This window comes from Nostoc sp. (genome assembly GCF_036917535.1).
In the GTDB taxonomy this organism is placed as follows: Bacteria; Cyanobacteriota; Cyanobacteriia; order Cyanobacteriales; family Nostocaceae; genus Nostoc.
The window spans coordinates 1-25,292 of the sequence record NZ_JBALDA010000029.1 but is presented as its reverse complement, the minus strand read 5'-3'; the positions used below and the strand labels follow the sequence as shown (position 1 = coordinate 25,292).

The window sequence follows — 25,292 nt, the reverse complement described above, 5'->3', positions numbered from 1 at the left end:
ATCAACTTTACTTAACTCTTCCTTTGCTTACCTATGCGTAAAAAAAATATTACATCCTCTCCAATACCTGAATTCCCAACAAAGATAATCCCAGTTTCAGAGTTCTAGCAGTCAAATCACATAAAACTAAACGGGATGTGCGCTGCGGTTCCTTTGCTTGTAGTATGGAACAGCGATCATAGAATTGATTAAACTTCTGACTCAGTTCAAACAAATACTCACATAAACGATTGGGCAGCAAGTCTTGCTCTACACTACTAATAACTTCATCCAGTTGAAGTAAATATTTTGCAAGCGTTAATTCTGTTTCATGCTGCAACAAAACGGTATTATTTCCCAACTCTTTAAAGTTAATATCACCCTTGCGACTAATTCCATGAATCCGCGCATAAACATACAGCATATAAGGTGCAGTATTACCTTTGAGATCCAGCATTTTGTCGTAGTTGAAGATGTAGTTACTCGTGCGATTTTGGCTTAAGTCTGCATACTTAACTGCGCTGATTCCCACTACTCTAGCAACTTCATTAATAAATTCTTCAGTTTCTTGACGTTCTTCTTTTTGTAATCTAGTTTTGAGGTCAGCATAGGCACGAGAAACAGCTTCATCTAATAAATCCCGTAACCGCACAGTATCCCCAGAACGAGTTTTGAATTTCTTACCATCTTCTCCTAACACTAACCCAAAGGGCACGTGCACTAATTCCACATTATCAGGTATCCATCCGGCTCTGCGTGCTACCTGAAAAACTTGAGCAAAGTGGTTTGCTTGTCCAGCATCGGTTACATAAATTATCCGTTTTGCTTCATCCTGCTGAATCCGGTAACGGAGAGATGCTAAATCTGTTGTGGCGTAGTTATAGCCGCCATCTGATTTCTGGATAATTAAAGGCAAAGGTTCACCTTCTCTATTTGTAAAGCCTTCCAAGAAAACACATTTTGCCCCCTGGTTTTCTACCAGTAACCCAGATTTTTCTAAATCTTCCACAACTTTTGGTAGGAAGCGGTTGTAGAAAGATTCGCCCCGTAGAGTTAACTTGATATCTAGCAACTCATAAATTACTTGAAACTCTTTTCGAGAAGCTTCACAAAGAAAAAACCAAGCGTGTTTTGCTGGTAACTCATTAGATTGTAGTTCTACTACTGCTTTACGTGATCTTTCTCGAAAATCAGCATCTTCATCAAATTTTTTCTTAGCTTCTCTGTAAAACTGAACCAAGTCTCCTATATTTATAGAGGGAGAGTTAATGAAACCCGGTTGATCATTCGCCTCATAATATAGACTATTCCAAAAGGAATCATTTTCAGAATCAAATTCACGAAGATGAGTAATTAACATTCCAAACTGCGTACCCCAATCACCAACATGATTTAGCCGTAGTACATCGTGTCCTTGAAATTCTAAAATCCGGGCGATGGAATCACCAATAATCGTTGAACGCAAGTGTCCGACGTGCATTTCTTTGGCAATATTCGGACTGGAAAAATCCACAATTTCCCGCTTCGGCGTTTTCGCAGCTGGAACCCCCAGTCTGGGATCGGCTTGAATTGCGTTTAGTTGTGCTTCTAAGTATGTTGTTTTCAGTTTGAGATTGATAAATCCTGGGCCAGCAATTTCCGGCGGTTCGCAGATTTCGGATACGTCTAGTTTCTCAACGATCGCACCTGCGATCGCTCTTGGTTGCTTTCCTAACTTTTTACTCAGGGATAAAGCCACATTCGCCTGATAATCGCCAAATTTAGGGTTGCTAGCAGGAACCAAAATTGGATCTACTCCAGCCAAGTCAGCGCCAAAAGCCTCGATTAAAGCCTGCTCTAAGAGAATTTTTAGTTTTTCTTGTGTAGCGTTCATATATAGATTTTATCTGTGAAAGGGGGAATGTAGCTCTGGAAAAGCTTGATTATTTTAACCTTAAAAGATATTCATCAAGTCTAAGCAAAGACTGTTATTTTAAGGTACAACCCCCTTAAATTGTCTCCCATCCTTGGCATAACTTATAGATTCTGACGATACCGAAGTCGATTTTGACAGACTACTAGTTAATCAAGTTAACGAAGGCATAGTACGTAGTAAGCACTTGAGCGCTTAAAACAAAGACTAAACTTATTTATGCAAGTTTCATTGATTTGATAGATTACTACGTTTCCCAACGTAAGTACGGAGATCAACTCTGTTTGCATAGCAGCATATTAACTAAGCCTTGGCTCAGTTGATACGGATGACGACGCACTATTACTTATCTACCTCATTTAAATGAAAATTCCTATAGATTAAGCTTTTAGCTTTTAAGTAGAGAAATCGTACATCTGATTTTCATAAACAGGATAAACTTTTCATGAAATTTTCATAATATAAAAGCTTAATTACTAAGTCCTTTTGACAGTGTAATGCACTTTAAACAATAGGTTTTCTTCAGTAAAAATACTTTAAATAAAGAGCTATTTAAATATACTAGTAAAAGTGAATCAACAGATTGACTTCGCAGAAGTGTAGCTGTTAGAAGTGAGAGACAACTGAAGAGAGATAGCTGCTCAAAAAGCATTATCTAAATTGTTTGTCTTACTTAATGGGTCATAAGATGAAACCTAATTTATTCACAGCCTTGATTGCCGCTACAGCTACATTAACCGGGTTAGTTTCCAAAGTAGAAACTGCATCTGCTGCTAATTTTAATTGGAATAACTCTTGGACTCAACCAACTATATATAATAAGTCCCAAACTGGTTTTAACGACACTCCTTTCCAACAATTTGTCCAAGCAGAAAGTGTTGCCCTTCCAAACAGCGGACAATTAAAATTAGACCCCAGTAAATTAAACCTAAAATACAACCATGATGTTTCTGTTTACTTTATTAATGAGGGTGCAGGTTATAGAAACCAGTTAGCCTTTGAAGCTACAGGGGCTACTAATAAGTCTGGACTGCTTTTTAATGATATTTCTTGTGAAGGAAATGGATGTGTTGGCGGCTGGGGCGGTAACGCACTAAAACTAGGTGATGGAGTCAAAGTTGGTAATATTGCCGGAGGTACTCAACTAGACTTATGGTTGAGAGCCGATGGTTTAGGCCGTGGCAACTCTGCCAATATTTTTGGTACTGATACTGCCTCTAATGCTGACAAACTACAGCATGCAGTTGCTTATGCTTATAACAACTACATCCTTTTGGCATTCGAGGATTTATACGGTGGTTTACACGCTTCAGGGGTAGATTCTGCAACTGGTAAGTGGAACGAAGGTTCTGATCGCGACTTTAATGATGTTGTCGTTGTTCTTGATGTCGGTGAGGCAAATGTTAAAGCATTAGTTGGTGCTACCGTTCCTGAACCATCTGTTACCCTATCAATGTTTGCGGTGGGAGCAGTTAGTATGTTTGGATTGCGTCGTCGCCGTCAAAGTCGCACTTCTAACTAAACTTGGAAACGGTGCTTAATATAGGGTACGTTTAGTTTCATTCAAAAATAACAAGCGAGCAATCGCATTTTCACCCGTACATTTTATACGGGTGATTTTATTATAGTGATGTTTATATTTATCTATTGCGATCGCGTTCTAAATCATCAATCACTTTTTGCAAATACCACTCGTCTGACATCCCAGGATGATAATCTTGGATTTGCTGAATCAATCGTTCAGCAATTTCCCAATATCCCCCAACCATTCGTAAAAGTCGCTGACGTAACAGGTGATATTTTTGCTTTTTTGACTCTGGACTAAATTTCTGAATTTTTTCTAGGCTACTTAAGACTTGTTGATAATTTTCCCAGTCTTCTTGTTCGCAAAAGATACTCGCCGCCCGTTGATAATCTTCCACGGCGTTTTGTATTTCTTCTAAGCAAGTATAGGCAGTGCCGCGATTGTAGTAAGCTTGAGCATCATCCGAATTGATTTGCAGCGCTTGCGTGTAATCTTGAATTGCACCGAGATAATTGCCCGTTGCCCGATAAACATTACCTCTAGCAATATAAACTAAGACATCTTCGGGTTGCATCTGGACTGCTTGGTTAAGATCAGCGATCGCACCTTGATGATCTCCTAAGATAGAACGTGCTCTACCGCGGTTGCGGTAGACAATGGCATCTTGAAAATTTAGTCGTAATGCTTGATTAAAATCTGCGATCGCTTCTCGATAATTCCCGATTTTACAACGTACAACCCCACGACAGCAGTAAGCTTGGGCATCTTGCGGATCGGCTTTTAATACCCAGTTCAAATCGGCGAGTGCCTCTTGGGTATCTCCCTTTTCAGCCTTTTCTAATAATTGCGTGAAATAATCATTGGTGGATAAAATTGGCGCATTACTGGAATGCGATTGCTCAAGGACAGGTAATTCTTTAGGTTGTAGCTGTTTAATTCGTTCTAGACAAAGACGACAATTCTCTTTGTCTTGTTGCTCTATATATAACCCAGCAGCTTTTTTAAAGTTAGCGATCGCATCTTGAATATAACCTTGTTTGCGCCGCACCATTCCCCGCAGATTATAAGCAGCAGCATAATTAAGATTGAGACGAATCGCACGTTCAACATCTTCTAGCGCCCCCGGTAAATTTTTCAGCGCTACCCTAGCCAATCCCCGACAATAATATGCCTCTACACTCTCAGGATTCAGTTTCAGGGCTTCGGTATAATCTGAAACAGCTTTCAGAATTGCGCCTAAGTCATAATGTGCTAAACCCCGTTGCAAATAAGCTTCGCTAAAGTAAGGTGTCAGTTCTAAAGTATGGTTAAATTCCTCAATTGCTCCCGCGTAATCTTTGCGCCTAGCCTTTTCCAATCCTCTATTGTAGAATTCGTCATTCATGACATTTGTTTGGTTGATTCAGTTCATTGAATTCCAGCAGGCTTGTTTGTAGCCTAACCTATGCACTCACCTTCATATTTTAAGTATATTTCATATTTTTTGTGAAATAAAACCAACACACTACCCTAAGTTGTTATAAATGAAATTTATCCAATAGAATGTTGTACATTTCCAAATTCTAGAGTTAAGTTTAATTAAAATATCACTAATTATTTATACTAATGAAAATTAGAACTATTACAACAGGTATATCAATTCAATCTCTACAATATCAAGAAAAAATTAAGCAAGCTGCTGAGTTTAATCAGCAGGTGCAGATTTTGTTTGAAAAACAAGGATATGAAGTTCAAACAACCAGGATTGCTACTAATAGCTGGGAAGAATATCTACAAAGCTTGTCTAAAATCGAAATTATCAATGAAATTCAAGCTCTAGAACAACTTTGTCAAAGTTTGAATATCAGCTTTTTCAATATTGGTTATGCCAGTAAATCTGAAACTATAGATATAATTCCAGATATCAATAAAAATACATCAATTATTTATTGCTCTAGCAAAATTGGGGATAGTGAAAACGGTATAATTTTTGAGAATGCTAAAGAATCTGCCAAAGCTATTAAACGTATTTCCCAAGAAAGTGAAAATGGCTATGGTAACTTTCAATTTTGTGCATGGGCAAACTGCCAGCCAGATATCCCATTTTTTCCTACGGCATACCATACAGGCAATACATCTTTTGCTATAGGTTTAGAGTTAGGCGATTTGGTAATGCAAGCATTTTCACAAGCTAAAAATATTCTTATAGCAGAGCAAAACCTGCAATTACTTTTAGAATTAGAATTAAATAAAATTGCAGTTATTGCTGAAAAAATCTCCGATAAATTTGCTGTTATATATAAAGGAATTGATACATCTCTAGCTCCATCTTTAGACAAAGAAAATAGTATTGCTTTTGCTTATGAAAAATTGATGAATGGCAAGTTTGGTCATTCAGGAACTCTTGCAATTTCTGGGATGCTGACTCGTGTATTGAAAAATGTATCAGTAAAAATCTGTGGTTATTCTGGACTGATGCTTCCAGTTTGTGAAGATGTTGGACTAGCTACCAGAGCTAATGAGCAAACATATAATATTACAAATTTATTATTATATTCAGCAGTTTGTGGCTGTGGACTGGATACAATTCCGATTCCAGGTGATATCACAATAGAAAAAATTACAGCTTTATTAATTGATATGGCAACTTTAGCCATCAAGTTAGATAAACCACTATCAGCACGATTATTTCCAATTCCAAATAAAAAAGCTGGGGAAATGACTACATTCAATTCCCCATATCTCGTAGATTGTAAAATATTTACGGTTGACTAAAATTATTCTGAAAGCAAGCTGGGAGAAGTTAGCACAAAAACATCTCTACTTCCTTGACCATCAATCTGTGGTTTGATAGGAGTGGTAAAGTGGAAAAAATCATGATCGTTGACTAATAATAGTTCTCCCGGATTTAGAACTTTGCTAAACACAGGCTTTTCTTTTTTGCCAGTATATAGATGTGTTTCTCCACCTTTAATATTATCTCTATCTACTGAAAATATACCAATAAAATCAGTACCATCTTGATGGATACCTTCAGGTGCTGGATTACCCAAATTGTCTGCCGAACAAATAGTTCTAATTTGATGAACTCCGATTTCAGCTTCAGGATGAAGTTTACAAGAATCACTAAATGCTAAGACAAGATTCTTAAAAATATTAAGTTCTATAAGTGCCTCTTCTAATTCGGCAAACTCTCTTTTTATGTCACCCACTAATGGATTGTACTCTTTATTTTGAAACAGGTAGCCATGAGGTAATTTGATTAACTGATTTCCAGAAACTGTGAACCGAGATAATCTTCTGGAACGATAATTGCCTTTGATATAAGGGTCAATAGGCATATTACTAAAAAATGGCTTGAAACCTTCTGGATTAAGTGAATTTACTTTTCTTAGAGTAAACAGAAAAGCGTATTCTAACTCCGTTGCTGTCCACACTTTTTGCACAGGATTTACCTTCTTGCACATTGAAATTCTCCCGGATTTTTTATGGGAGACTTATAATACTTAGTATATGCTACTTTTTATTAAAATGTTGTCATTTTAACTACAGAAAGTGACAATCCATGATATATGAAGTTACTCAAATTCTGTCATAGGGCGGAGTCGCTGCTGAAAAGATTTGCATATAAGGTTCGGTGGGCAAAAAATCAACGTATATTTACAAGCAACAACTAGGTTCGATAATGATAGATTGGCTTTACCGTTACCCACCTTTGTATCCCGGTATTTTACTCAAGCGTTACAAGCGGTTTTTTGCTGACGTTCAACTTACTTCTGGCGAAATAGTGACAGCACACTGTCCTAATACAGGGCCAATGACTGGAGTATCGACACCTCAAAGTGCGGTACAGCTTTCCAAAAGCGATAATCTTAATCGCAAATTGGCTTACACTCTAGAACTAATTCAAGTACATGATAATGAGCCGACTTGGGTAGGCATAAATACTTTTTTGCCCAATCGGGTGGTAAAGCTAGCTTTGGCGAAATACCTTTTCCCAGAATTGGGCGATTATAACCAAATCAAGGGCGAGGTGGTTTATGGGCTAGATAAAAAAAGTCGAGTGGATTTTTTCTTGATGGGGAGTGATGAAAAACGCCCGATTTATTTAGAAGTGAAAAATACAACTTTGTCTGAGGGGAGATTAGCTTTATTTCCTGACACGGAGACTACAAGAGGACAAAAGCACTTGCGAGAACTAATGGCGCTGCTACCTCTAACTCGTGCAGTGATGCTTTACTTTATCAATCGGGGTGATTGTACAGAATTTTCTCCTGGCGATCGCACAGATCCTATATATGGTAAATTATTGCGGGATGCGATCGCTCTCGGTTTAGAAGTCTTACCTTGCCGTTTTGACATTTCTCCCGAAGGTATCCGTTATTTAGGTTTGGCAAAACTAAAAATTTGATTACATCTAATTGAGAGACTAGCAATTGCAACGTTTCTACACGCATAAAACAATAAATCCATCTAGATCATGTCTAGATGGATTTGTTGATAGTTGATGTTTACTAAAAAACATTCAACCAAGCTGTAATGAAGAAACGACTATAGGTAGTCGCTGCCTCAGAAATAGCATTCACTATTCTGATGTTTGGTTATGCAGGAATCAAAACTGTGTCAATGACATGGATGACACCGTTATCAGCAGCAACATCTGCTGTTGCAACTGTTGCATCATTTATCTTGACGCCATTAGAAGCGTCGATTTTTACATCTGAACCTTCAACTGTTGTAGCTGTCTTCAGTTTAGCTACATCAGCAGCTAGTACTTTTCCTGATACCACATGATAGGTCAAGATTTTCTTGAGCTTTGGAATATCTTGAAGTAATCCGTCTACTGTACCTGCTGGAAGCTTATTAAATGCTTCATCGGTGGGTGCAAAGACGGTGAATGGACCAGGGCCTTTGAGTGTATCTACTAAACCAGCCGCTTGGATTGCTGCAACTAGTGTATTGAAAGAACCATTGTTAGTGGCAGTGTCAATTATGTTGGCCATATGTTTTATCTAATTCTGTGTAACTTGTTACAAATCTAAACTATTCATTTAATAAAATCTATCTATCATTAGGTATATACCAAATTATTTTTTTTATTGATATCATAAAAGTTTATATATATTTTTATACAAATAAAGAATTATATGTACATCGTTCACGCGGATGAGTGATGAGCACTGCTGGATGCGCTCACGATTTTTTACACAGTGGTAGGGGCGATCGCATCCAAATATTGTCAAAGCAGCACTTACAATACCAATAAAGTTAGCTAAATGGATAATTACAAGTATTTAATTGGTATAAATAAAGCTTTAGATATTTAGGAGTGATCGGAAAACTTTATAGCATAATCCATTATAGATAGACAAATCAAGGTTTTTAGAGAATTTAAATATACTTGCATTAGCTTTTTGTCAGGATTTATTGACCAGAAAAGTTGGTAATAATCGTATTTAACTGATATTATTTCATCACTAAATACATTTCACTCGCTGTTTGTGTAATTCCACTTGGAAATAACAAACGCCCCATCACACCAATGCTTTTAGCAATTGTGATTGGCCGGGTCGTTTATTTCTAAAATTTATCATGCGTAAGATTTACGCCAAAACCTTCTCTAACTCCCATTTATCTATATCCTCTACCTTCTGTGTGGTTGGTATTTCTGTTGACTGTGCACAAGTCAGGTATGTCAACAATGAGACTTTTAGGTAATATTTTCCCCAAACTATAACTTTCATGAACAGAAGAAGACTTATTGCTTGGATTGCTACAGCAGCTAGCAGCATGATGCTGGTAATAGGCTTGCAGTTCGTTAATTTATCACCAGCAAGCTCTGTAACGACACTTAACGTGTATGCAGCTGTCAGTTTAACAAACGCGCTGAATGCCATTAAGACTCAGTACCAAAATGCTAACCCAGGCGTCAACGTCGTTTATACGTTTGGTGCTTCTGGTACTTTACTGAGCCAAATACAAGCAGGAGCACCAGCAGATATTTTCATTTCTGCTGCTACCAGCCAAATAGATGTATTGCAGAATTCAACCCCAAGTAAATTGGTTGCAGGTAGCCGTAAAAACGTTGTTAAAAACCGTCTAGTTTTGATTGCGCCTACAACACCTCCCGTTAGTGCTGGTAGTGCTGCTCTCACTAGCTTCAATGGTTTGACCAATGGCAACATTACTGGTATTGCCATAGGTGACTACACAGGTACTCCTCCAGTTGTGCCAGCAGGAAATTATGCCAAACAAGTTCTCACTAGCCGAGGTATTTTTACTACTCTCAGTCCCAAATTATACCGTGCTGCTAATGTGCGTGCCGTCTTAACTGCTGTTGAAAATAAAACTCTTGTAGTTGGAGGTGTAACTAAGACCATCAATGCAGGCGCTGTTTACAAAACTGATGCGGCCATTTCTAACAAGGTAAGAGTCGTACAAACTGCCCTCACAACAGAGAGCGATTCGATTGTTTATCCACTGGGTATACTCAGCAGGACAAAAGTTTTAACGACGGCACAGAGTTTTTCTAACTACTTAAGTGGTAGTACTGCTCAGAATATCTTCAAAAATACTTACGGGTTTATCCTGCCTTAATTACCAAAAAGTAAATCAATCAAGTACTCGTTGTCGTGAATTTTGAACTATTTGGAGTCATGTCTTGTGAAGTTCACTAAAAAACTCTCAATTATTGTTTGTAGTTTGACTACTGCTTTTCTTCATACTGCTGTAATTACTAATACTTATAAGTCAGCAGCACAAGCTGAAAGACAAGAACTGATTATCAACGGAGGATTTGAATACGACTCTCTTGTAGATCAAAATAATCCCGAAACTACAAATCCAAATATTACAGGATGGGTTAAATCTGGTAATCCGATAGATACATCAGGTACTAAAATTGACAATTTTCCTAATACTGGTAAGCAGGGATTATCGCTTGGTGGATTTTCAGCTATTAGCTACATATCACAGACTATCCCTACATTTCCTGGTCAATGCTACAAACTTACTTACTATCTTGCATCGACAGAAGAGGCACCTGAACTGAAGAACAAATTTAAGGTTTTTGTAGGTGGTAAAAATATTTATGTTCAAAAAGATACTCTTTACCAACCCTACACGCAATACACGTTAAATTTTAGAGCAAAAGGAAGATCCACCGAAATAAAGTTTGGCTCCCAAGCTAAGTATGCGTTTTTATATTTGGATGATGTGAGTGTCAAAGCTACACCTGAATATAAAGGGAAAAACTATGGGGATAAATAAACCACAGGTAGAAGCATAAGCAATGTCTGGCTCAATAGTGTCAAGAATACCACTAAAATTCATCTGATTTAAAAACTCCATCATGGGTTTATTGAGAAAATTGCCTTGAGTGTATGAATCATTATCCACATCTATAGCTAACTCTTATAAACCAGAAGAAAGTGTTCATTTTTCTTGACACTATTGAAAACCAGCAAGTATAAATGTAACTATCAACTTGTTTTCATTGTCAAATTTTAGAATTATTTGGAGTCAAGTTTCATGAATTTAACTAAAAAACTTTCAATTATTGTTTTTAGTTTTACTACTATCTTAATTAGCACTGCTGTAATTACTAATATTTATAATGCAGCACAAGCGGCAGAACTTGTTAAAAACGGAAGCTTTGAACTCGATCCCCTCGTAGATCCTAACAATCCCAACGCTACAAATCCGAATATTACAGACTGGACTAAGTCTGGCGATCCGATGGATATATCAGGGATAAGAATAAGCAATTTTCCTCGGCATAATAGTGGTAATCAAGGCTTATCACTTAGTGGATTTATAGGTCTCAGCTACGTATCACAGACACTTTCTACACAACCTGGTCAGAAATACGAACTTAGTTACTATTTAGCATCTACAGATGAGGCTCCTAACCTTGATAATCAATTTCAGACATTTGTAGGTGGAAATAAGCTTTTTGATCAAAAAGACATTTCTTTTCAACCATACACGCAATATAAGTTCAATTTCACGGCAGATGCAGCATCCACAGAGTTAAAATTTGGAAATTGGGATAAATATGAATTCTTATACTTGGATAATGTGAGTGTAAAACCTGTGCCTGAGCCATCAACTATTGGAGGAATAGCAGTTACTGCTGGATTGTTGGGAATATGGCTAAAGAAAAAGAAGGCAATTAGCTAGAAAGAATAGCCTTTTTTTTACTTTTGAAAAAGAACAAAGCGTAAATCCCTCAAACTACTGTGCGGTAGCTATGAGGGATTTGGTCATCTTCTACTAAAAGTTATTCACTGAATTCCACTAACTTTGGAAACGGTATAACCTGGTTTCTTAGAAACAAGAAGCAGGAGTAAGCCAGGAACTATGAGGCAAAGCTGTCGGCGCATTAGCGTTATTTAAGTTGCGTGAAGTTTAGGGAAGTAGTTGATAAAAAATTTCATTATAATATGCAAGATTTTCTTAACATTCAACACTTCTGCTTCAATTGATACTCCCTTTCTCTATTAAATACTACAGATAGAGTCGCTAATTGAGAAGTCAAAAGTCAATCATATTTTCTATTTTCGGGTAATTTCCTGATTTCGGGAATATTTTGTAGGAGTGCGTTAACGAAGTGTAACGCACCTTTATACTTGAGAAGTTACCCAAAATCTAAAATTGTTACGTCAACCAATAGGACGATTTCCGGGATTGACTGCATGAATGTATTCACTACCCGATCGCGGTCTTCCTCGTTTATAATAAGCTTCTTCTGGTTTACCCCATCCTAGCTGCAAAATCATTTCCAAAAAGCTAGAATTTTCCCACTTGCACAAACTTGCCCACTCTGTTCTTTGAACAATCCTTTCGACATCAGATGTGACAATTTTTTGGTGTTGTTTACTATTATTAAAACTCAAGTATAAATCCATCCCCACAGTGACTTCACACCAAAATTTTACGATGGAATTCTTAGCAGCTTTTAATATCTCTAAGTCACCATTGAGGGCAATTAACTCAGTATCTATTTCGGGATAGTGCAAGCTTTTTCCTTTAACTGTCATTTCCCGCCAGATAATACCAGAAACTCGATTTTCTCTCTGATACTCGTGAATTGCAGTTTTGAAATCTTGATAGGCAGTAAACTGTTGCAGTCCATCAGTTCTGATAAACTGGTCAATTACAGGATTGCCAGAGACTGTTATTTCTAATTTTAGACGTTTTCCTTTGAGGCAAGCTTGGCGTTCAGCTGCCAAAATTTGAATTAGCTCTTGAGTGGTGTAAACTTTTGACATCAGAATACACTCTAGTTAATTATTGGGCATTGGGCATTGACTACGGACTATAGACTATAGATTAATTTCCTAAAGTGTTAACCCAGATATTTCAATATTATGCTTTGACATCAGCAGAAATGTAGTAACAGATAGCACTAAAAATTAGGGCAGACCAATTTGGTCTACCCCAAAAGTTATTTAGCTAACTCACTACTGAACTCATTGAAAGCTCGCCGTTTTAGCTGTGCTGTTTCAGTGCGTGGTAATAAATCAAATATTTTGCGAAATTCATCGTCTATCTCTTCAAAAGGTACTTGACCCTTTTTATTCAAAACTACTTCACCTGATTTATTTAACACCACTACTTGAGGAACACTCCCTGTATAGTAATATCCTGGTTCTGTTGGGTTGTAGGTCTCTTTAGGCGGGATAGTATCTACATTAATCGGCATAATCTCTGCTACCCGACCATAGAATTCCTGTACCCGTGAAATGGAAATGGCATATCTTTTGGAATCGCTGCTATCATCCAGATAAAAAGCCAAAAATACGGGTTTATGTTCCGCTAAAGTCTGTGCCAGTGTCTGTCTGGGAGGAACTAATGAACCATTGCCTGCATAAACAACAAAGATGTTGCCATCATATAAATCATTATTAAGACCAGCAGATGCAGGTTGCATACTTATAATAAAAAGACTTGCAAGCAACAACAGGCATTTGGACAACCACCTTTGCCAGCCAGGAATTTGTTTATGTAAAAAAAGAAACTTTGTACTATTCATCAAAAGGAACCTTGCAAGCTACTACTTGTTGTGAGTTTGTGCTTAATTTGGCAACCAGGGCTAGATATGTAATTACGCCCATGCACTATTTTTTAAGATAACGCTTACTGAGATTATCTCTTGCAAGTGGCCGGTATCGCTACGCGCAAGTCAAAACAGAGGTAAAGTAGCGCAACCGTAAGGCTCAAGAATCCAAAATCGTTCAACTGAGCGAATGCGAACAGCGTCTCAAAGAGAAGTCGAAGTCCAAAATTTAAAATTCAAAATTGCGATGACTGGCTTTTTCAGCCAGGATTCGCTAAACTCACAAGATTAAATTTGCACTTTGAATTAGCAACCGCCAGAAGATTAGGGTACAGATGTGGGAAACAAAATACAATTCATAGATAGACTGCGATTGGGTTTCGCGGTGTCAGTGGCAAAAAGTGTGACGTTTATAGTGCGATTGCTCCGTCTGGGTGCTGCTAGTGTGTTACCAGGCTCGATTGCTCGTCGCATTGAACCCCGACTCTTACAGTTATTGAGTCAGCAAGTTAAAAACGGAGTAATTTTAATTGCTGGTACTAACGGCAAAACTACTACAGCGCTGCTTTTATGTACGATATTAGAACACAAGGGTTTTCGCATCGCTCATAATTCTACAGGTGCAAATCTGGAAAATGGCTTGATGACAGCGCTATTGGAAAGCGCCAATTTAGTAGGGACTCTAAATACTGATTACGCCATTTTGGAAGTTGATGAAAATATTGTACCAAAAGTATTAACTCCACTCCAGCCGCGAATCATTCTTTGTTTAAACTTATTCCGCGACCAACTCGATAGGTACGGGGAAGTAGACACAATCAGTAAGCGTTGGACAAAAGTTATTTCTACCCTACCAGCAGAAACGGTGGTCATTCCCAATGCTGATGACCCAACTTTATCTAACCTCGGTCAGCAGTTACCCCAACGGGTGTTATTCTTTGGCTTGAGTGAACCAGAACATTATCTAGAAGCAATTCCTCATGCTGTTGATTCTATTTACTGTCCCAAATGTGGACATTCCCTAGATTATAAGGGTGTTTATTTGTCTCATTTGGGAGATTTTACTTGTCCCAAGTGTGGTTTTAGTAAAAGTAAACCGACTCTCGAAAGTAGTGAATGGTCGCAAATTCTGGTTGGTTTGTACAACAAATACAATACTTTAGCAGCTGTAACTGCGGCTATTGAGTTAGGAGTTGATGAAGCAACAATCAAAGATACTATTAACAATTTTCAAGCTGCTTTTGGTCGGGCTGAAGATTTAGTAATTAATAATAAACGAGTGCGAATATTGTTATCCAAAAATCCTGTGGGAACGAATGAAACCATTCGCGTAGTGACTCAAAGCACAGATCAAACCACACTGCTAGTATTGAACGATCGCACACCCGATGGCACTGATGTATCCTGGATTTGGGACGTAGATACCGAGAAATTAGTCGAACGCGGCGGGACTTTAGTAGTGAGTGGCGATCGCGTCTACGATATGGCACTACGTCTACGTTACAGCCAAAAGTCCCCTGAGAGTAACTTAAATTTAATAGTCGAAGAAGATTTGCGACAAGCGATCGCTACTGCATTAGAGCATACACCAGAGAATGAAACTTTGCATATTCTGCCTACTTACTCAGCCATGTTAGAAGTGCGAGAAGTTCTGACTGGTCGGAAAATTCTTTAAATTTGTCATTTGTCATTTGTCATCGTCCCATTCCCGATTCTCCAAATTTATGAGTTCTCAAAATTTAGAATTAACAATAGGTTGGCTTTATCCGACGCTGATGAGTACTTATGGCGATCGCGGTAATGTAATTACTATAGAACGTCGCGCTCAATGGCGGGGATACGATGTGAAAGTATTACCCTTAGATCAAAATTCCACAGCCGCAGATATTAAAACTGTCGATGTCATCGTTGGTGGTGGCGCACAAGACCGCCAGCAAGAGATTGTCATGCGTGATTTGCAAGGTGCGAAAGCTGATGCAATGCGGGACAAAATCGAAAATGGAACACCAGGAGTATTTACTTGTGGTTCACCCCAATTACTGGGACATTATTATGAACCAGGCTTGGGACAACGAATTGATGGTTTGGGAATACTCGATTTAGTTTCTGTGCATCCTGGTGAAAATACTAAGCGCTGTATTGGGAACTTGGTAATTGAAGTGACAGCCTCACGTCTGGCGCGAGATTTAAAAGAGATGACAGGTAGCACACCATATTTGGTAGGCTTTGAAAATCACGGCGGACGCACCAAACTGGGAAAAGTGGAAGCTTTGGGGCGAGTGGTGTACGGTTTGGGAAATAATGGTGAAGATGGGACAGAAGGAGCATTTTACCAGAATGCGATCGCTACTTATTCTCACGGCCCTTTGTTACCGAAAAATCCCTTTGTTGCCGATTGGTTAATTCAAACAGCGCTGCGGTTAAAGTATCAGCAAGAAATTACCTTAACACCTTTTGACGATAGCCTCGCTGCACAAGCACGAGAAGCGATGTTTAAGCGATTGAAAGTCAGTTTACCAAGTGTTGGTATGGCGAAAGTTTAACCTCAGTTCGCTGATTAAGCCTCTCCGTATCGGGGAGAGGCTTGGAGAGGGGTCAAATTTGACATAAAACAAGAGGGCAAAGTATGATTCAAGCCTTAACCAAACAAGTAACATTTGATGAATTTATCGCCTGGTATCCCGAATCTTCAGACAGGCATTATGAACTACATGATGGGATAATTGTTGAAATGCCTAAGTCAACAGGGAAGCACTCAGAGATAGCTGGATTTATAAATGGTTCTTTGTTTATTGAAATCACCCGTTTGTCTATTCCTTGTTTCATCCCAAAAGAATGCGTCATCAAGTCAGTTAACACTGATTCAGGTTATGAACCAGATGTAATCGTTCTTGATAGACAAGCTGTTATGGATGAACCTCGTTGGAAAAAAGAATCTATCATTACGCGCGGTAGTTCCGTCAAGTTGGTTGTAGAAGTTGTTTCAACCAACTGGAGTGATGATTATGCTTTGAAGCTAGAAGATTACGAGTCTTTGAGTATTCCTGAATATTGGATTGTAGACTATCTAGGTTTAGGTGGTAGACGCTTTATTGGCAATCCTAAACAACCAACTATCTCGATTTACCAATTAATTGAAGGTGAGTATCAAGTTAGGCAATTTAGAGGAAGCGATCGCATTCAGTCGCCAGCGTTCCCAGAGTTGAATTTAACTGCTGAACAGATTTTTCAGGCTGGAGAAGTCGCGTAATTTAGGTGGCTAAGGTTGAAATTTTTATCTAACTTTAAAGCAAGAGGAAAGCATGACTCAAACCTTACGCAAACTAATAACATTTGATGAATTTATTACTTGGTATCCAGAAAACTCACAACGACGCTATGAACTGCATGATGGGGTAATTGTTGAAATGGCTCCTCCCACAGGTGAACATGAACAAATTGTTGGATTTTTAGTTGGGGAAATAGTTACAGAATATAAACGTTTAAAACTACCTTATTTCATCCCCAAAACAGCATTCATTAAACCGAATCAGAGCGAAGCAGCTTACTCACCAGATGTACTGTTGTTGAATAACTCTAATTTAGTAAATGAATCTCTGTGGAAAAAAGAATCTACTGTAAGCCAAGCGGCATCAATTCCTTTAGTAATTGAGGTGGTAAGTACCAACTGGCGAGACGACTATTTTACCAAAGCAGGTAAATATGAAGAGGTCGGAATACCTGAATACTGGATTGTAGACTATTTAGGTTTAGGTGGTAGGCGCTTTATTGGCAATCCTAAACAATCAACTATCTCAATTTACCAACTAATTGAAGGTGAGTATCAAGTTAGGCAATTTAGAGGAAGCGATCGTATTCAGTCGCCAGCGTTCCCAGAATTGAATTTAACTGCCGAACAGATTTTTCGGGCTGGAGAAGTCGCGTAAAAAACAGCAAAAGAAGTAAAAGAGTCATCAAAGACTTGTTTACGAGTATTAAAGACTCGTCCGCGAGTATCAAAGACTCGTTCACGAGTGTCAAAGACTCGTCCGCGAGTATCAAAGACTCGTCCGCGAGTATCAAAGACTCGTCCGCGAGTATCAAAGACTCGTCCGCGAGTGTCAAAGACTCGTCCGCGAGTGTCAAAGACTCGTTCACGAGTATCAAAGACTCGTTCACGAGCATCGAAGACTCGTTCACGAGTATCGAAGACTCATTCACAAGCTAATCTGAGCCATTGGTAATGATAAATTCTTTTTAGATTCCGTAAAAATCATTAGCGCTCATGTAGTGTCACACAGGATAGTAGATTGCTTTGATATCTTGCAGCATTCTCAATTAGTAGCCGCGATCGCCTGAAACTCAAAGTTCTAGGAACCAATAGCCAAAGCCACTCAAGTGGACTAAACCCAAGTCTGGAAATAATTTAGTCCTTTTAAGATGACTTTTGCTATGAGCGCTATGTTTCTAACCTGTGGCGGTTGTTGGGATTAGTGCAAAATATTAGTGGTTGCAAGATTGTCCAGCAAATCAGGGGCATTACGCATAACTTTTGTTAAGAGATGAACCTCAGTATGACAAATACGCCTCAACATTTCCTTGAAAAAATCCGAGAAGCGAAAGAAAAACAACTTCAAGAATTAGATTTAAGCCATGATTGGCTTGGTGATGACAAGGAAAAATTAACAGAGATTCCTACTGAGGTGTTTGAATTGGAATGGTTGGAGGTTTTAAATTTAAGCGGCAACATATTAACGACCCTACCAGAAGCCATCACCCGCCTGCAACACCTCACCACTCTGTATTTAAGCGACAACGAATTAACGACGCTGCCAGAAGCCATCATCCGCCTGCAACAACTCACTTCCCTAGATTTAACGCACAACAAATTAACGACGTTGCCAGAAACCATCACCCGCCTGCAACAACTCACTTCTCTAAATTTAAGCAGCAACGGATTAACGACATTACCAGAAGCGATCGCCCACCTGCAACAACTCACTTCCCTGGATTTAAGTGGCAACGAATTAATGACACTGCCAGAAGCCATCACCCGCTTGCAACAAATTACTTTCCTGAATTTAAGCATCAATGAATTAACGACGCTACCAGAAGTGATCGCCCGCCTGCAACAACTCACTTCCCTGGATTTAAGCGGCAACGAATTAACGACGCTGCCAGAAGCGATCGCCGACCTACAACAACTTACTTACCTGGATTTAAGCGACAACCCCATCGAAAAGCCGCCGCCAGAAGTGGTTCGCAAAGGTCTTGAAGCAATTAAGGATTATTTGCGGCAACTGAAAGCAGAAGGTACAGATTATCTGTATGAAGCAAAATTACTAATTGTCGGCGAAGGAGGCGCAGGGAAGACAACACTGGCGAACAAAATTAAAGACCAAAATTATCAACTTCGAGAGGAAGACACTACAAAGGGAATTAAGGTCATTGAGTGGGGTTTCCCAATGGAAAAGGGGCGAGAATTTCGAGTCAACATTTGGGACTTTGGAGGGCAAGAGATTTACCATGAGACTCACCAGTTTTTCCTCACCAAGCGTTCCCTCTACGTTTTAGTGGCAGATAATCGCAAGGAAGACACGGATTTTTATTACTGGTTGAATGTAGTAGAACTGTTGAGCGATAACAGTCCGTTGCTAATCATCAAAAATGAGAAACAAAACCGCCACCGGGAGATTAATGAACTCCAGTTACGGGGGCAGTTTACTAATTTAAAGGAGAGTTTACCAACAAACCTTGCTACCAACAGAGGTTTAGAACAAGTTTTAGAACAAATCAAGCATTACGTTAAAAATTTACCTCATATTGGTAGTCCGCTCCCCAAAACCTGGGTTAAAGTCCGGGAAGCTTTGGAGAGTGACGCACGCAATTACATCGGCTTAGATGAATACCTGAACATCTGCCAACAAAATGGGTTCACCCAAAGAAATGACAAGTTGCAGTTGAGCAGCTATCTGCACGATTTGGGAGTATGCTTGCACTTCCAGGAAGACCCACTTTTGAACAAGACTGTCATCCTCAAACCCAAGTGGGGAACTGATGCAGTCTACAAAGTGCTGGATAATGAAAAAGCGATTCGCAACCTGGGCAGTTTCACCCGGTCTGACTTGGCAAACATCTGGTGTGAAGACGAATACGCCACGATGCATGATGAACTCTTGCGCTTAATGATCAACTTCAAGCTGTGCTACGAAATTCCTAGAAGCCAAGGAAAGTATATTGCCCCACAACTGCTATCTGCTAATCAACCCCTCTATAACTGGGATGAAACCAACAACCTGATTCTGCGTTACACTTACGAGTTCATGCCCAAGGGGATCATCAGCCAATTCATCGTCGCCATCCATGAGTTGATAAATGAACAAAAATGTGTCTGGAAAAGCGGTGTTGTTCTCAGCAAAGACCAGACGAAAGCAGAGGTGATCGAATATTACGGCAAGCGGGAAATTAAGATTCGAGTCTCAGGTCGTCACAAAAGAGATTTGATGACCATAGTTACACATGAACTCGATAAAATTCATAAGTCGTACAAGCGACTGAAGTACAACAAGTTAATCCCCTGTAATTGCCACATCTGCAAAGATAACCAAGAGCCACACTTTTACCCCTTTGAGATATTGCGACAGTTTGTAGCCGATAAGCAAGAAGGCATTCAATGTCAAAAAAGCTATCGAATGGTTGATGTCTTAGGCTTAATTGATGATGTGATGAACACAAGGGAGTTACTTAAAGCAGAACAGCAGATGAGTAGCGATTTTCTATCTAATTCCTCAGAAACAAGAAGGGAAAATATCGTTGTAACTATTAATAATGTAATTCAGCCATCAAAGCAAGAGAATAATATTATGACAGAACCATCTAAACAGGAAGAAAATTCTCAGCCAGAAGACATAGTTAAACTTCCGTTTGCGTTTAGAAATGGAATGTTCTACTTATTTGTATTTGTAGTTGTATTTTGTCTAATTGCATTTTTTGGTGGTTCGCTACCCTTTCATTATCTAGCTTTGGCAATTATTGGTACAGCAATATTTATCGTCTTAATAGGCGTTCTGCAACTCCGTCAAGATGACCGCCTTTCTGAGAAATCTTTCGTAGATTTGACAAAAATGGTATTGGAACAGTTACCTTTAATTAGTAATATTATTAAGCAGTTTCAAGGCAAAAAATAAGAGTATAGCGATTTAATATGCCGCTTGCTGTTAAAATCCGATTTGGATAAGATCCCCCCGCCTTCGCGACCCCCCTTAAAAAGCAGGTAAATAGAGATAATCCTACCAAATCTGACTTAAATCTAAAACAAAGCCAGGTAATAACGATTCCTCATAAAGTGTCTTAGGATTATCTAATTTATCAATCGGAATATTAGGACGATAAATAAAAACTTGGCGTTGTTTTCTATCAATTAACCAACCAAGTTGTGTGCCATTATCAATATACTCTTGCATCTTGTCTTGCAAAATTTGCAAGTTGTCACTCTCAGAACGCAATTCAATCACAAACTCAGGACAAATCGGTGCAAATTTTTTTCGCAGTTCTAATGGTATGGTTTCCCAGCGATCGCGTTTTATCCACGCTGCATCAGGCGATCGCACTGCACCATTAGGCAAAGTAAACCCACCACTGGAACCAAAGCCTACACCTGTACCATCTTGCTTTGTCCAAATACCCAACTGAACAATAATGTCAAAGTTATGCCGATCGGTTTCGGAACCAGTAGGTGGCATAATCATTAATTCTCCCACAGCATTACGTTCGATACGAAAGTCGGGGTTTAACTGACAAAACTCGTAAAATTGATCTTCGGTTAATGCGATCGCAGGTTGCAATTGCAAGACCATTGGTATAATTTTTGTGACTACAGGTAAGTTGGTGGTCATAATTGCTGTTTGGCTACTTCACTTGCTTTCACTATAATCTCTTCACGCTCTAGGCGCTTTGCGAATGCGTGTACATGAATTGCCCTTACCTAAAAATCTATTTCAACTCAATAATGCCAAAATTTTAGGGGTGGTTATGAAACCACCCCTTTATTCTCCTAATATTTAGAATTTACTTGCAGCCTTTTAATGGGAAGTTAATTTACTCAGAAATTTTAATCGAACTTTCAACTTGAGAAGTCGCCAGTGTTGGTGCAGAGAAAATACGTGAATACAGACTTGATGGTTGTTGATGAGCAACAATTGGTAGAACTTGACGAGCATGGGCGGCTAATTCTACCGCTTTCACATCATAAGTCTGCGTTGCTAATTTTGGATAAAACCCGATTCCGATGATTGGCAGTAGCAAACAAGCGGTAATAAATATTTCGCGGGGTTTGACATCAGATATTACAGCATCCAAGTGCAACTCTTTATTTTGCTCCCCGTAGAACACTTGACGCAGCATCGACAGTAAATAAATCGGTGTCAAAATCACGCCAACTGCTGACAGCAGCACGACTACAATTTTGAAGCTAGAACTGTAAACATCACTGCTGGCGATACCCAGAAACACCATCAACTCACCTGCAAAACCACTCATTCCAGGTAAAGCCAGAGAAGCCATTGAACCAATGGTAAACAGAGCAAAGGTTTTGGGCATTACCTTAGCCATACCGCCCATTTTATCCATCATCAAAGTATGAGTGCGATCGTAAGTCACGCCAGACAGGAAGAACAAGCTAGCAGCAATCAAGCCGTGGGAAACCATCTGTAACACTGCACCGCTGATACCCAGTTCTGTGTAAGAGGCAATCCCAATCAGCACAAACCCCATGTGGGCAATTGAAGAGTAAGCCAAGCGGCGTTTAAGATTGGTTTGAGCAAAGGCACAGCAAGCACCGTAGACAATGTTAACCACACCCAAAACTGCTAACACTGGGGCAAAAGTTACATGGGCATTGGGCAATATTTCCACATTAAAGCGGATGAGAGCATAACCACCCATTTTTAACAACACACCAGCCAAAATCATCGAACCGGGTGCTGATGCTTCACCGTGGGCATCAGGTAGCCAAGTATGTAAAGGAAAAATCGGTAACTTCACACCGAAGGCAATTAAGAAACCTGCATAAACCAACAATTCCAAGGTTTTGGGGTATTCTTTCATTCCCAAAGTCGCCATATCGAAAGTGACGGTATCTCCAGAGAAGACAAGTGCAAAACCGGCAATCAAGATAAATATTGATGCGGCAGCGGTGTAAAGAATGAATTTGGTAGCGGCATAACGGCGGTTTTGTCCTCCCCAGATGGAAATCAGCAGGTAAACCGGCACTAACTCGATTTCCCACATCAGAAAGAATAACAGCAAATCTTGGGCAACAAATACGCCAAGCTGGGCACTGTACATCGCTAACATCAGGCCATAAAATAATCGCGGCTTGGTGTTAACTTTCCAAGCCGCGAATATTGCGAGGGTATTTATTAAGCCTGTCAGAAGCAGCAAGGGCATCGATAAACCATCAACCCCCACAGCCCAATGCAAACCCAACTGCGTTATCCAAGGATAGTTTTCTATAAGTTGCAGTCTTGAACTTTGAAAGTCGTACTTATACCAAAAGGCATAAATCATCAGTGCAAAGTCGGCGATCGCAACTCCCAGACTATACCACCGCACAGTTCTACCTTCCTTGTCTGGGATTAGGGGGATGGCTAAGGTAGCCACCAAGGGTAAGAGGATTATGGCTGTTAGCCAGGGAAATTCAATAGTATTCATCACTTCTGACAATAAATTTGTCTTATCGCTTTTAATTTAACTATATTAAGTTATCTATACTTTTGTAAACATTATTTAACTTTAAAATATTAAATTTTTGATAAAGATAAGAACATATACTCATTGAATGTCAAATTTTCAGGATAAATAAGAATAAATACTTATCGAGTTTTGACGATCCCATTCTAAATGTAAACTTTTGCAACGTCAACAAAAAACGGCAGCTAAAGCCACCGTTACAATATAGTTACATTTTCTGGTTCAGCGCAATTGTCAGGGCTATTTAGTGTAAGCAAGCTTGATTGAACTGTTAAACTTAGATGTGACAATCAACTTTCCATCACATTCTTCATTTTGACGAGTACTGAAAATCGACTGTTTTCAACCACTAACAGACTTAATTTTTTAATTGGAGTCGGTTTTTGTTACACCAATACCAAGAGAACGTTTGGCAATAGATGATAAAGGCATTCGTTGCACAGTCACAGATTACAGTCAGTCTTATCAAAACTTTATCAGTACAGTATCAGTTTATTTGCCCTTATAATAAGTTCTAGTAATTTGGCAGATTTTGACACCTTCACTTCTACAAATATCACAGAGCTTTGGCTGCTTTCCTAGTATTAGTAGTATGTGTAAAGCTTCCAGTGATAGCACTTTGAGAATTAGAGGTGCGATCGCTTGACAGTATAATGTGATTGGACTTGTAAGGTAATTGGGGTACAATTACATATTTTGTAATTTAAATTAGCTGCTTACCAAATTGCTTTACGTCAAGGTTGAGGTGAAAGTAAAGGCTCATTCTAAATTATAACATTTTATTTATTTGAATAGATATAAGTTTTTAAATTAACCTAGTAGACTTAGAGGCTATTTATAAAGTAAATCTAAAGGCGAGTAGGAGGGGATTACTACAAGGATTAAAATACCTAATGTACAGTATATTTACATAGTTGCTCATGGCACGAAAGTCTTATCCTACAGACTTAAATGATATGGAGTGGGAAATCCTGTCACCCTTAATTCCACCAGCCAAAGAAGGAGGACATCCGCGCACAACTGATATGCGAGCAGTATGCAACGCAATCTACTATCACTTAAAAACTGGATGTCAATGGAATATGCTTCCAGCAGACTTTCCTCCCAGTTCAACAGTTTACAGCTACTACAGGAAATGGCAGCGCTTGGGGGTTTGGGAAAAATTAAACCATACACTACGTGGTCAGGTTCGCTCGAAATTAGGTAAATCAACACAACCAACTGCGTTAGCAAAGCTCGCCGTAGGCATCGCAGCAGACAGCCAATCGGTAAAGACGGCTGAAAAAAGGGAGCCAGTGCGTTGGGCGGCTCTGCCGACTTGAAGCAACTGGCGTGGGATGTGTACGGCTTTGATGGGGGTAAAAAGGTAAAAGGACGAAAACGCCAGACTTTGGTTGATAGTCTGGGACTATTGTTGAAAGTGGTGGTTAGTGAAGCAAATGCCCCAGAAAGATTACTTGCTGCCTACGCTTTGATGGAACTGCTAGAGGAACGTCCAGAATTGCTGGAAAAAGTTGAAGTCATGTGGGTTGATTCCGGTTATGACGGAGATAAATTTGCGCTTTGTGTCTGGTTAATGATTTAAGCTCATGTTGAGGTAATGCGACGTACTGAGCAAGAATTTCAAATTTTGCCCAAACGTTGGGTAGTAGAAAGAACATTTGGGTGGTTTAACCAGTACCGTTGTCTCAGTAAGGATTATGAGCGTCTCCCAGAAATGAGTGAAGCAGCTATATATGCTGTCATGACTCGTATCATGTTACGTCGTCTTGTTGTCTAAAGATTTACTTTATAAATAGCTTCTTAAAGTCTTTACCCTCTAACCTATTTTAAATTGAAGCGTAAAGCCTTCTCTACGAGAAGCTATGCCGCGAAGGCGTTGCTTCACTTCCTGCGTAGCGTCTCTTAGAGAAGCGACCATGACCGACAAAGACTCATGATATAGAGCAACTAAATTTATTTAGAGGAATTATTAGACTTGTCGCTAAATAAGAGCAAAAAATGATGAAATAGAATTCTCACTTTCACTCATCAATTTATGCAGCTATCAAGTAGAAATTCCACAGGCCAGCAGCAGTCAGCATAAAGCGATCATCCAAATTATGAAT

Annotated in this window: 19 protein-coding genes and 1 pseudogene; 12 read left to right on the top strand and 8 right to left on the bottom strand. The window is 39.1% G+C overall.

Translation table 11 applies throughout. The features are described from left to right. Window positions 1–49 precede the first annotated feature (49 nt). On the bottom strand, window positions 50–1,852 hold the full coding sequence (gene argS, locus V7K56_RS09325) for an arginine--tRNA ligase (RefSeq protein WP_334909754.1): 1,803 nt from the start codon (window positions 1,850–1,852) through the stop codon (window positions 50–52). A gap of 727 nt (window positions 1,853–2,579) precedes the next feature. On the opposite strand from argS, the gene V7K56_RS09320 reads away from it, so the two are divergent. Beyond that, on the top strand, window positions 2,580–3,413 hold the full coding sequence (locus V7K56_RS09320) for a PEP-CTERM sorting domain-containing protein (protein WP_334909752.1): 834 nt from the start codon (window positions 2,580–2,582) through the stop codon (window positions 3,411–3,413). 118 nt (window positions 3,414–3,531) lie between these two features. Here V7K56_RS09320 and V7K56_RS09315 read toward each other — a convergent pair whose 3' ends face one another. After that, window positions 3,532–4,800, bottom strand: coding sequence for a tetratricopeptide repeat protein (locus tag V7K56_RS09315; protein ID WP_334909751.1), 1,269 nt, complete (start codon window positions 4,798–4,800; stop codon window positions 3,532–3,534). 221 nt (window positions 4,801–5,021) lie between these two features. Here V7K56_RS09315 and V7K56_RS09310 point away from each other — a divergent pair, with 221 nt between their 5' ends. Beyond that, entirely contained in the window at window positions 5,022–6,170 is a 1,149-nt protein-coding gene (locus V7K56_RS09310) for a DUF711 family protein (RefSeq protein WP_334909749.1), read from the top strand. Window positions 6,171–6,172: 2 nt separating this feature from the next. On the opposite strand, the gene V7K56_RS09305 is transcribed toward V7K56_RS09310, so the two are convergent. Continuing rightward, window positions 6,173–6,841 (bottom strand): 2OG-Fe dioxygenase family protein, encoded by a 669-nt coding sequence (locus V7K56_RS09305; RefSeq protein ID WP_334909747.1) that lies wholly within the window; start codon window positions 6,839–6,841, stop codon window positions 6,173–6,175. 239 nt (window positions 6,842–7,080) lie between these two features. Between V7K56_RS09305 and sfsA the strand changes: the two genes are divergently transcribed. Then, window positions 7,081–7,806, top strand: coding sequence for a DNA/RNA nuclease SfsA (sfsA, locus tag V7K56_RS09300; protein WP_334909745.1), 726 nt, complete (start codon window positions 7,081–7,083; stop codon window positions 7,804–7,806). Between the two features lie 190 nt (window positions 7,807–7,996). On the opposite strand, the gene V7K56_RS09295 is transcribed toward sfsA, so the two are convergent. Beyond that, window positions 7,997–8,398, bottom strand: a complete 402-nt coding sequence (locus V7K56_RS09295) for a fasciclin domain-containing protein (RefSeq protein ID WP_334909743.1) — start codon at window positions 8,396–8,398, stop codon at window positions 7,997–7,999. Between the two features lie 739 nt (window positions 8,399–9,137). Here V7K56_RS09295 and modA point away from each other — a divergent pair. From modA to V7K56_RS09280, 3 genes are all read left to right on the top strand, one after another. After that, window positions 9,138–9,992, top strand: coding sequence for a molybdate ABC transporter substrate-binding protein (modA, locus tag V7K56_RS09290; RefSeq protein ID WP_334909741.1), 855 nt, complete (start codon window positions 9,138–9,140; stop codon window positions 9,990–9,992). Between the two features lie 66 nt (window positions 9,993–10,058). Then, window positions 10,059–10,664 (top strand): DUF642 domain-containing protein, encoded by a 606-nt coding sequence (locus tag V7K56_RS09285; protein ID WP_334909739.1) that lies wholly within the window; start codon window positions 10,059–10,061, stop codon window positions 10,662–10,664. 261 nt (window positions 10,665–10,925) lie between these two features. Next, entirely contained in the window at window positions 10,926–11,576 is a 651-nt protein-coding gene (locus tag V7K56_RS09280) for a DUF642 domain-containing protein (protein ID WP_334909737.1), read from the top strand. A gap of 482 nt (window positions 11,577–12,058) precedes the next feature. Here the strand turns inward: V7K56_RS09280 and V7K56_RS09275 are convergent, their stop codons facing one another. Beyond that, window positions 12,059–12,667: a hypothetical protein gene (locus tag V7K56_RS09275; RefSeq protein ID WP_334909735.1), complete on the bottom strand. Its 609-nt coding sequence runs from the start codon at window positions 12,665–12,667 to the stop codon at window positions 12,059–12,061. Window positions 12,668–12,843: 176 nt separating this feature from the next. Then, complete coding sequence (locus V7K56_RS09270) at window positions 12,844–13,431, bottom strand: thylakoid membrane photosystem I accumulation factor (protein ID WP_334909733.1); 588 nt, start codon at window positions 13,429–13,431, stop codon at window positions 12,844–12,846. Window positions 13,432–13,792: 361 nt separating this feature from the next. Between V7K56_RS09270 and V7K56_RS09265 the strand changes: the two genes are divergently transcribed. The 5 genes from V7K56_RS09265 (at window position 13,793) to V7K56_RS09245 (ending at window position 20,621) form a co-directional block, all read left to right on the top strand. Next, entirely contained in the window at window positions 13,793–15,130 is a 1,338-nt protein-coding gene (locus tag V7K56_RS09265) for a Mur ligase family protein (RefSeq protein ID WP_334909731.1), read from the top strand. 49 nt (window positions 15,131–15,179) lie between these two features. Continuing rightward, window positions 15,180–15,998 carry a type 1 glutamine amidotransferase gene (locus V7K56_RS09260; RefSeq protein WP_334909729.1) on the top strand — a complete coding sequence of 273 codons (819 nt, stop codon included), beginning with the start codon at window positions 15,180–15,182 and terminating at the stop codon, window positions 15,996–15,998. An 83-nt stretch (window positions 15,999–16,081) separates the two neighbouring features. Next, a complete protein-coding gene (locus tag V7K56_RS09255) occupies window positions 16,082–16,705 on the top strand; it encodes a Uma2 family endonuclease (RefSeq protein WP_334909727.1) in 624 nt (207 codons plus the stop codon). A gap of 52 nt (window positions 16,706–16,757) precedes the next feature. Further along, entirely contained in the window at window positions 16,758–17,381 is a 624-nt protein-coding gene (locus V7K56_RS09250) for a Uma2 family endonuclease (RefSeq protein ID WP_334909725.1), read from the top strand. A 627-nt stretch (window positions 17,382–18,008) separates the two neighbouring features. Then, entirely contained in the window at window positions 18,009–20,621 is a 2,613-nt protein-coding gene (locus V7K56_RS09245; RefSeq protein WP_334909723.1) for a COR domain-containing protein, read from the top strand. A 102-nt stretch (window positions 20,622–20,723) separates the two neighbouring features. Here V7K56_RS09245 and V7K56_RS09240 read toward each other — a convergent pair whose 3' ends face one another. Both V7K56_RS09240 and V7K56_RS09235 read right to left on the bottom strand, forming a co-directional pair. Next, window positions 20,724–21,329 (bottom strand): Uma2 family endonuclease, encoded by a 606-nt coding sequence (locus tag V7K56_RS09240; RefSeq protein ID WP_334909721.1) that lies wholly within the window; start codon window positions 21,327–21,329, stop codon window positions 20,724–20,726. A 202-nt stretch (window positions 21,330–21,531) separates the two neighbouring features. Further along, window positions 21,532–23,145: an NAD(P)H-quinone oxidoreductase subunit 4 gene (locus V7K56_RS09235; RefSeq protein ID WP_334909719.1), complete on the bottom strand. Its 1,614-nt coding sequence runs from the start codon at window positions 23,143–23,145 to the stop codon at window positions 21,532–21,534. A gap of 959 nt (window positions 23,146–24,104) precedes the next feature. Here V7K56_RS09235 and V7K56_RS09230 point away from each other — a divergent pair. Further along, window positions 24,105–24,964: pseudogene (locus V7K56_RS09230) on the top strand (IS5 family transposase). The last annotated feature ends 328 nt before the right edge of the window (window positions 24,965–25,292 follow it).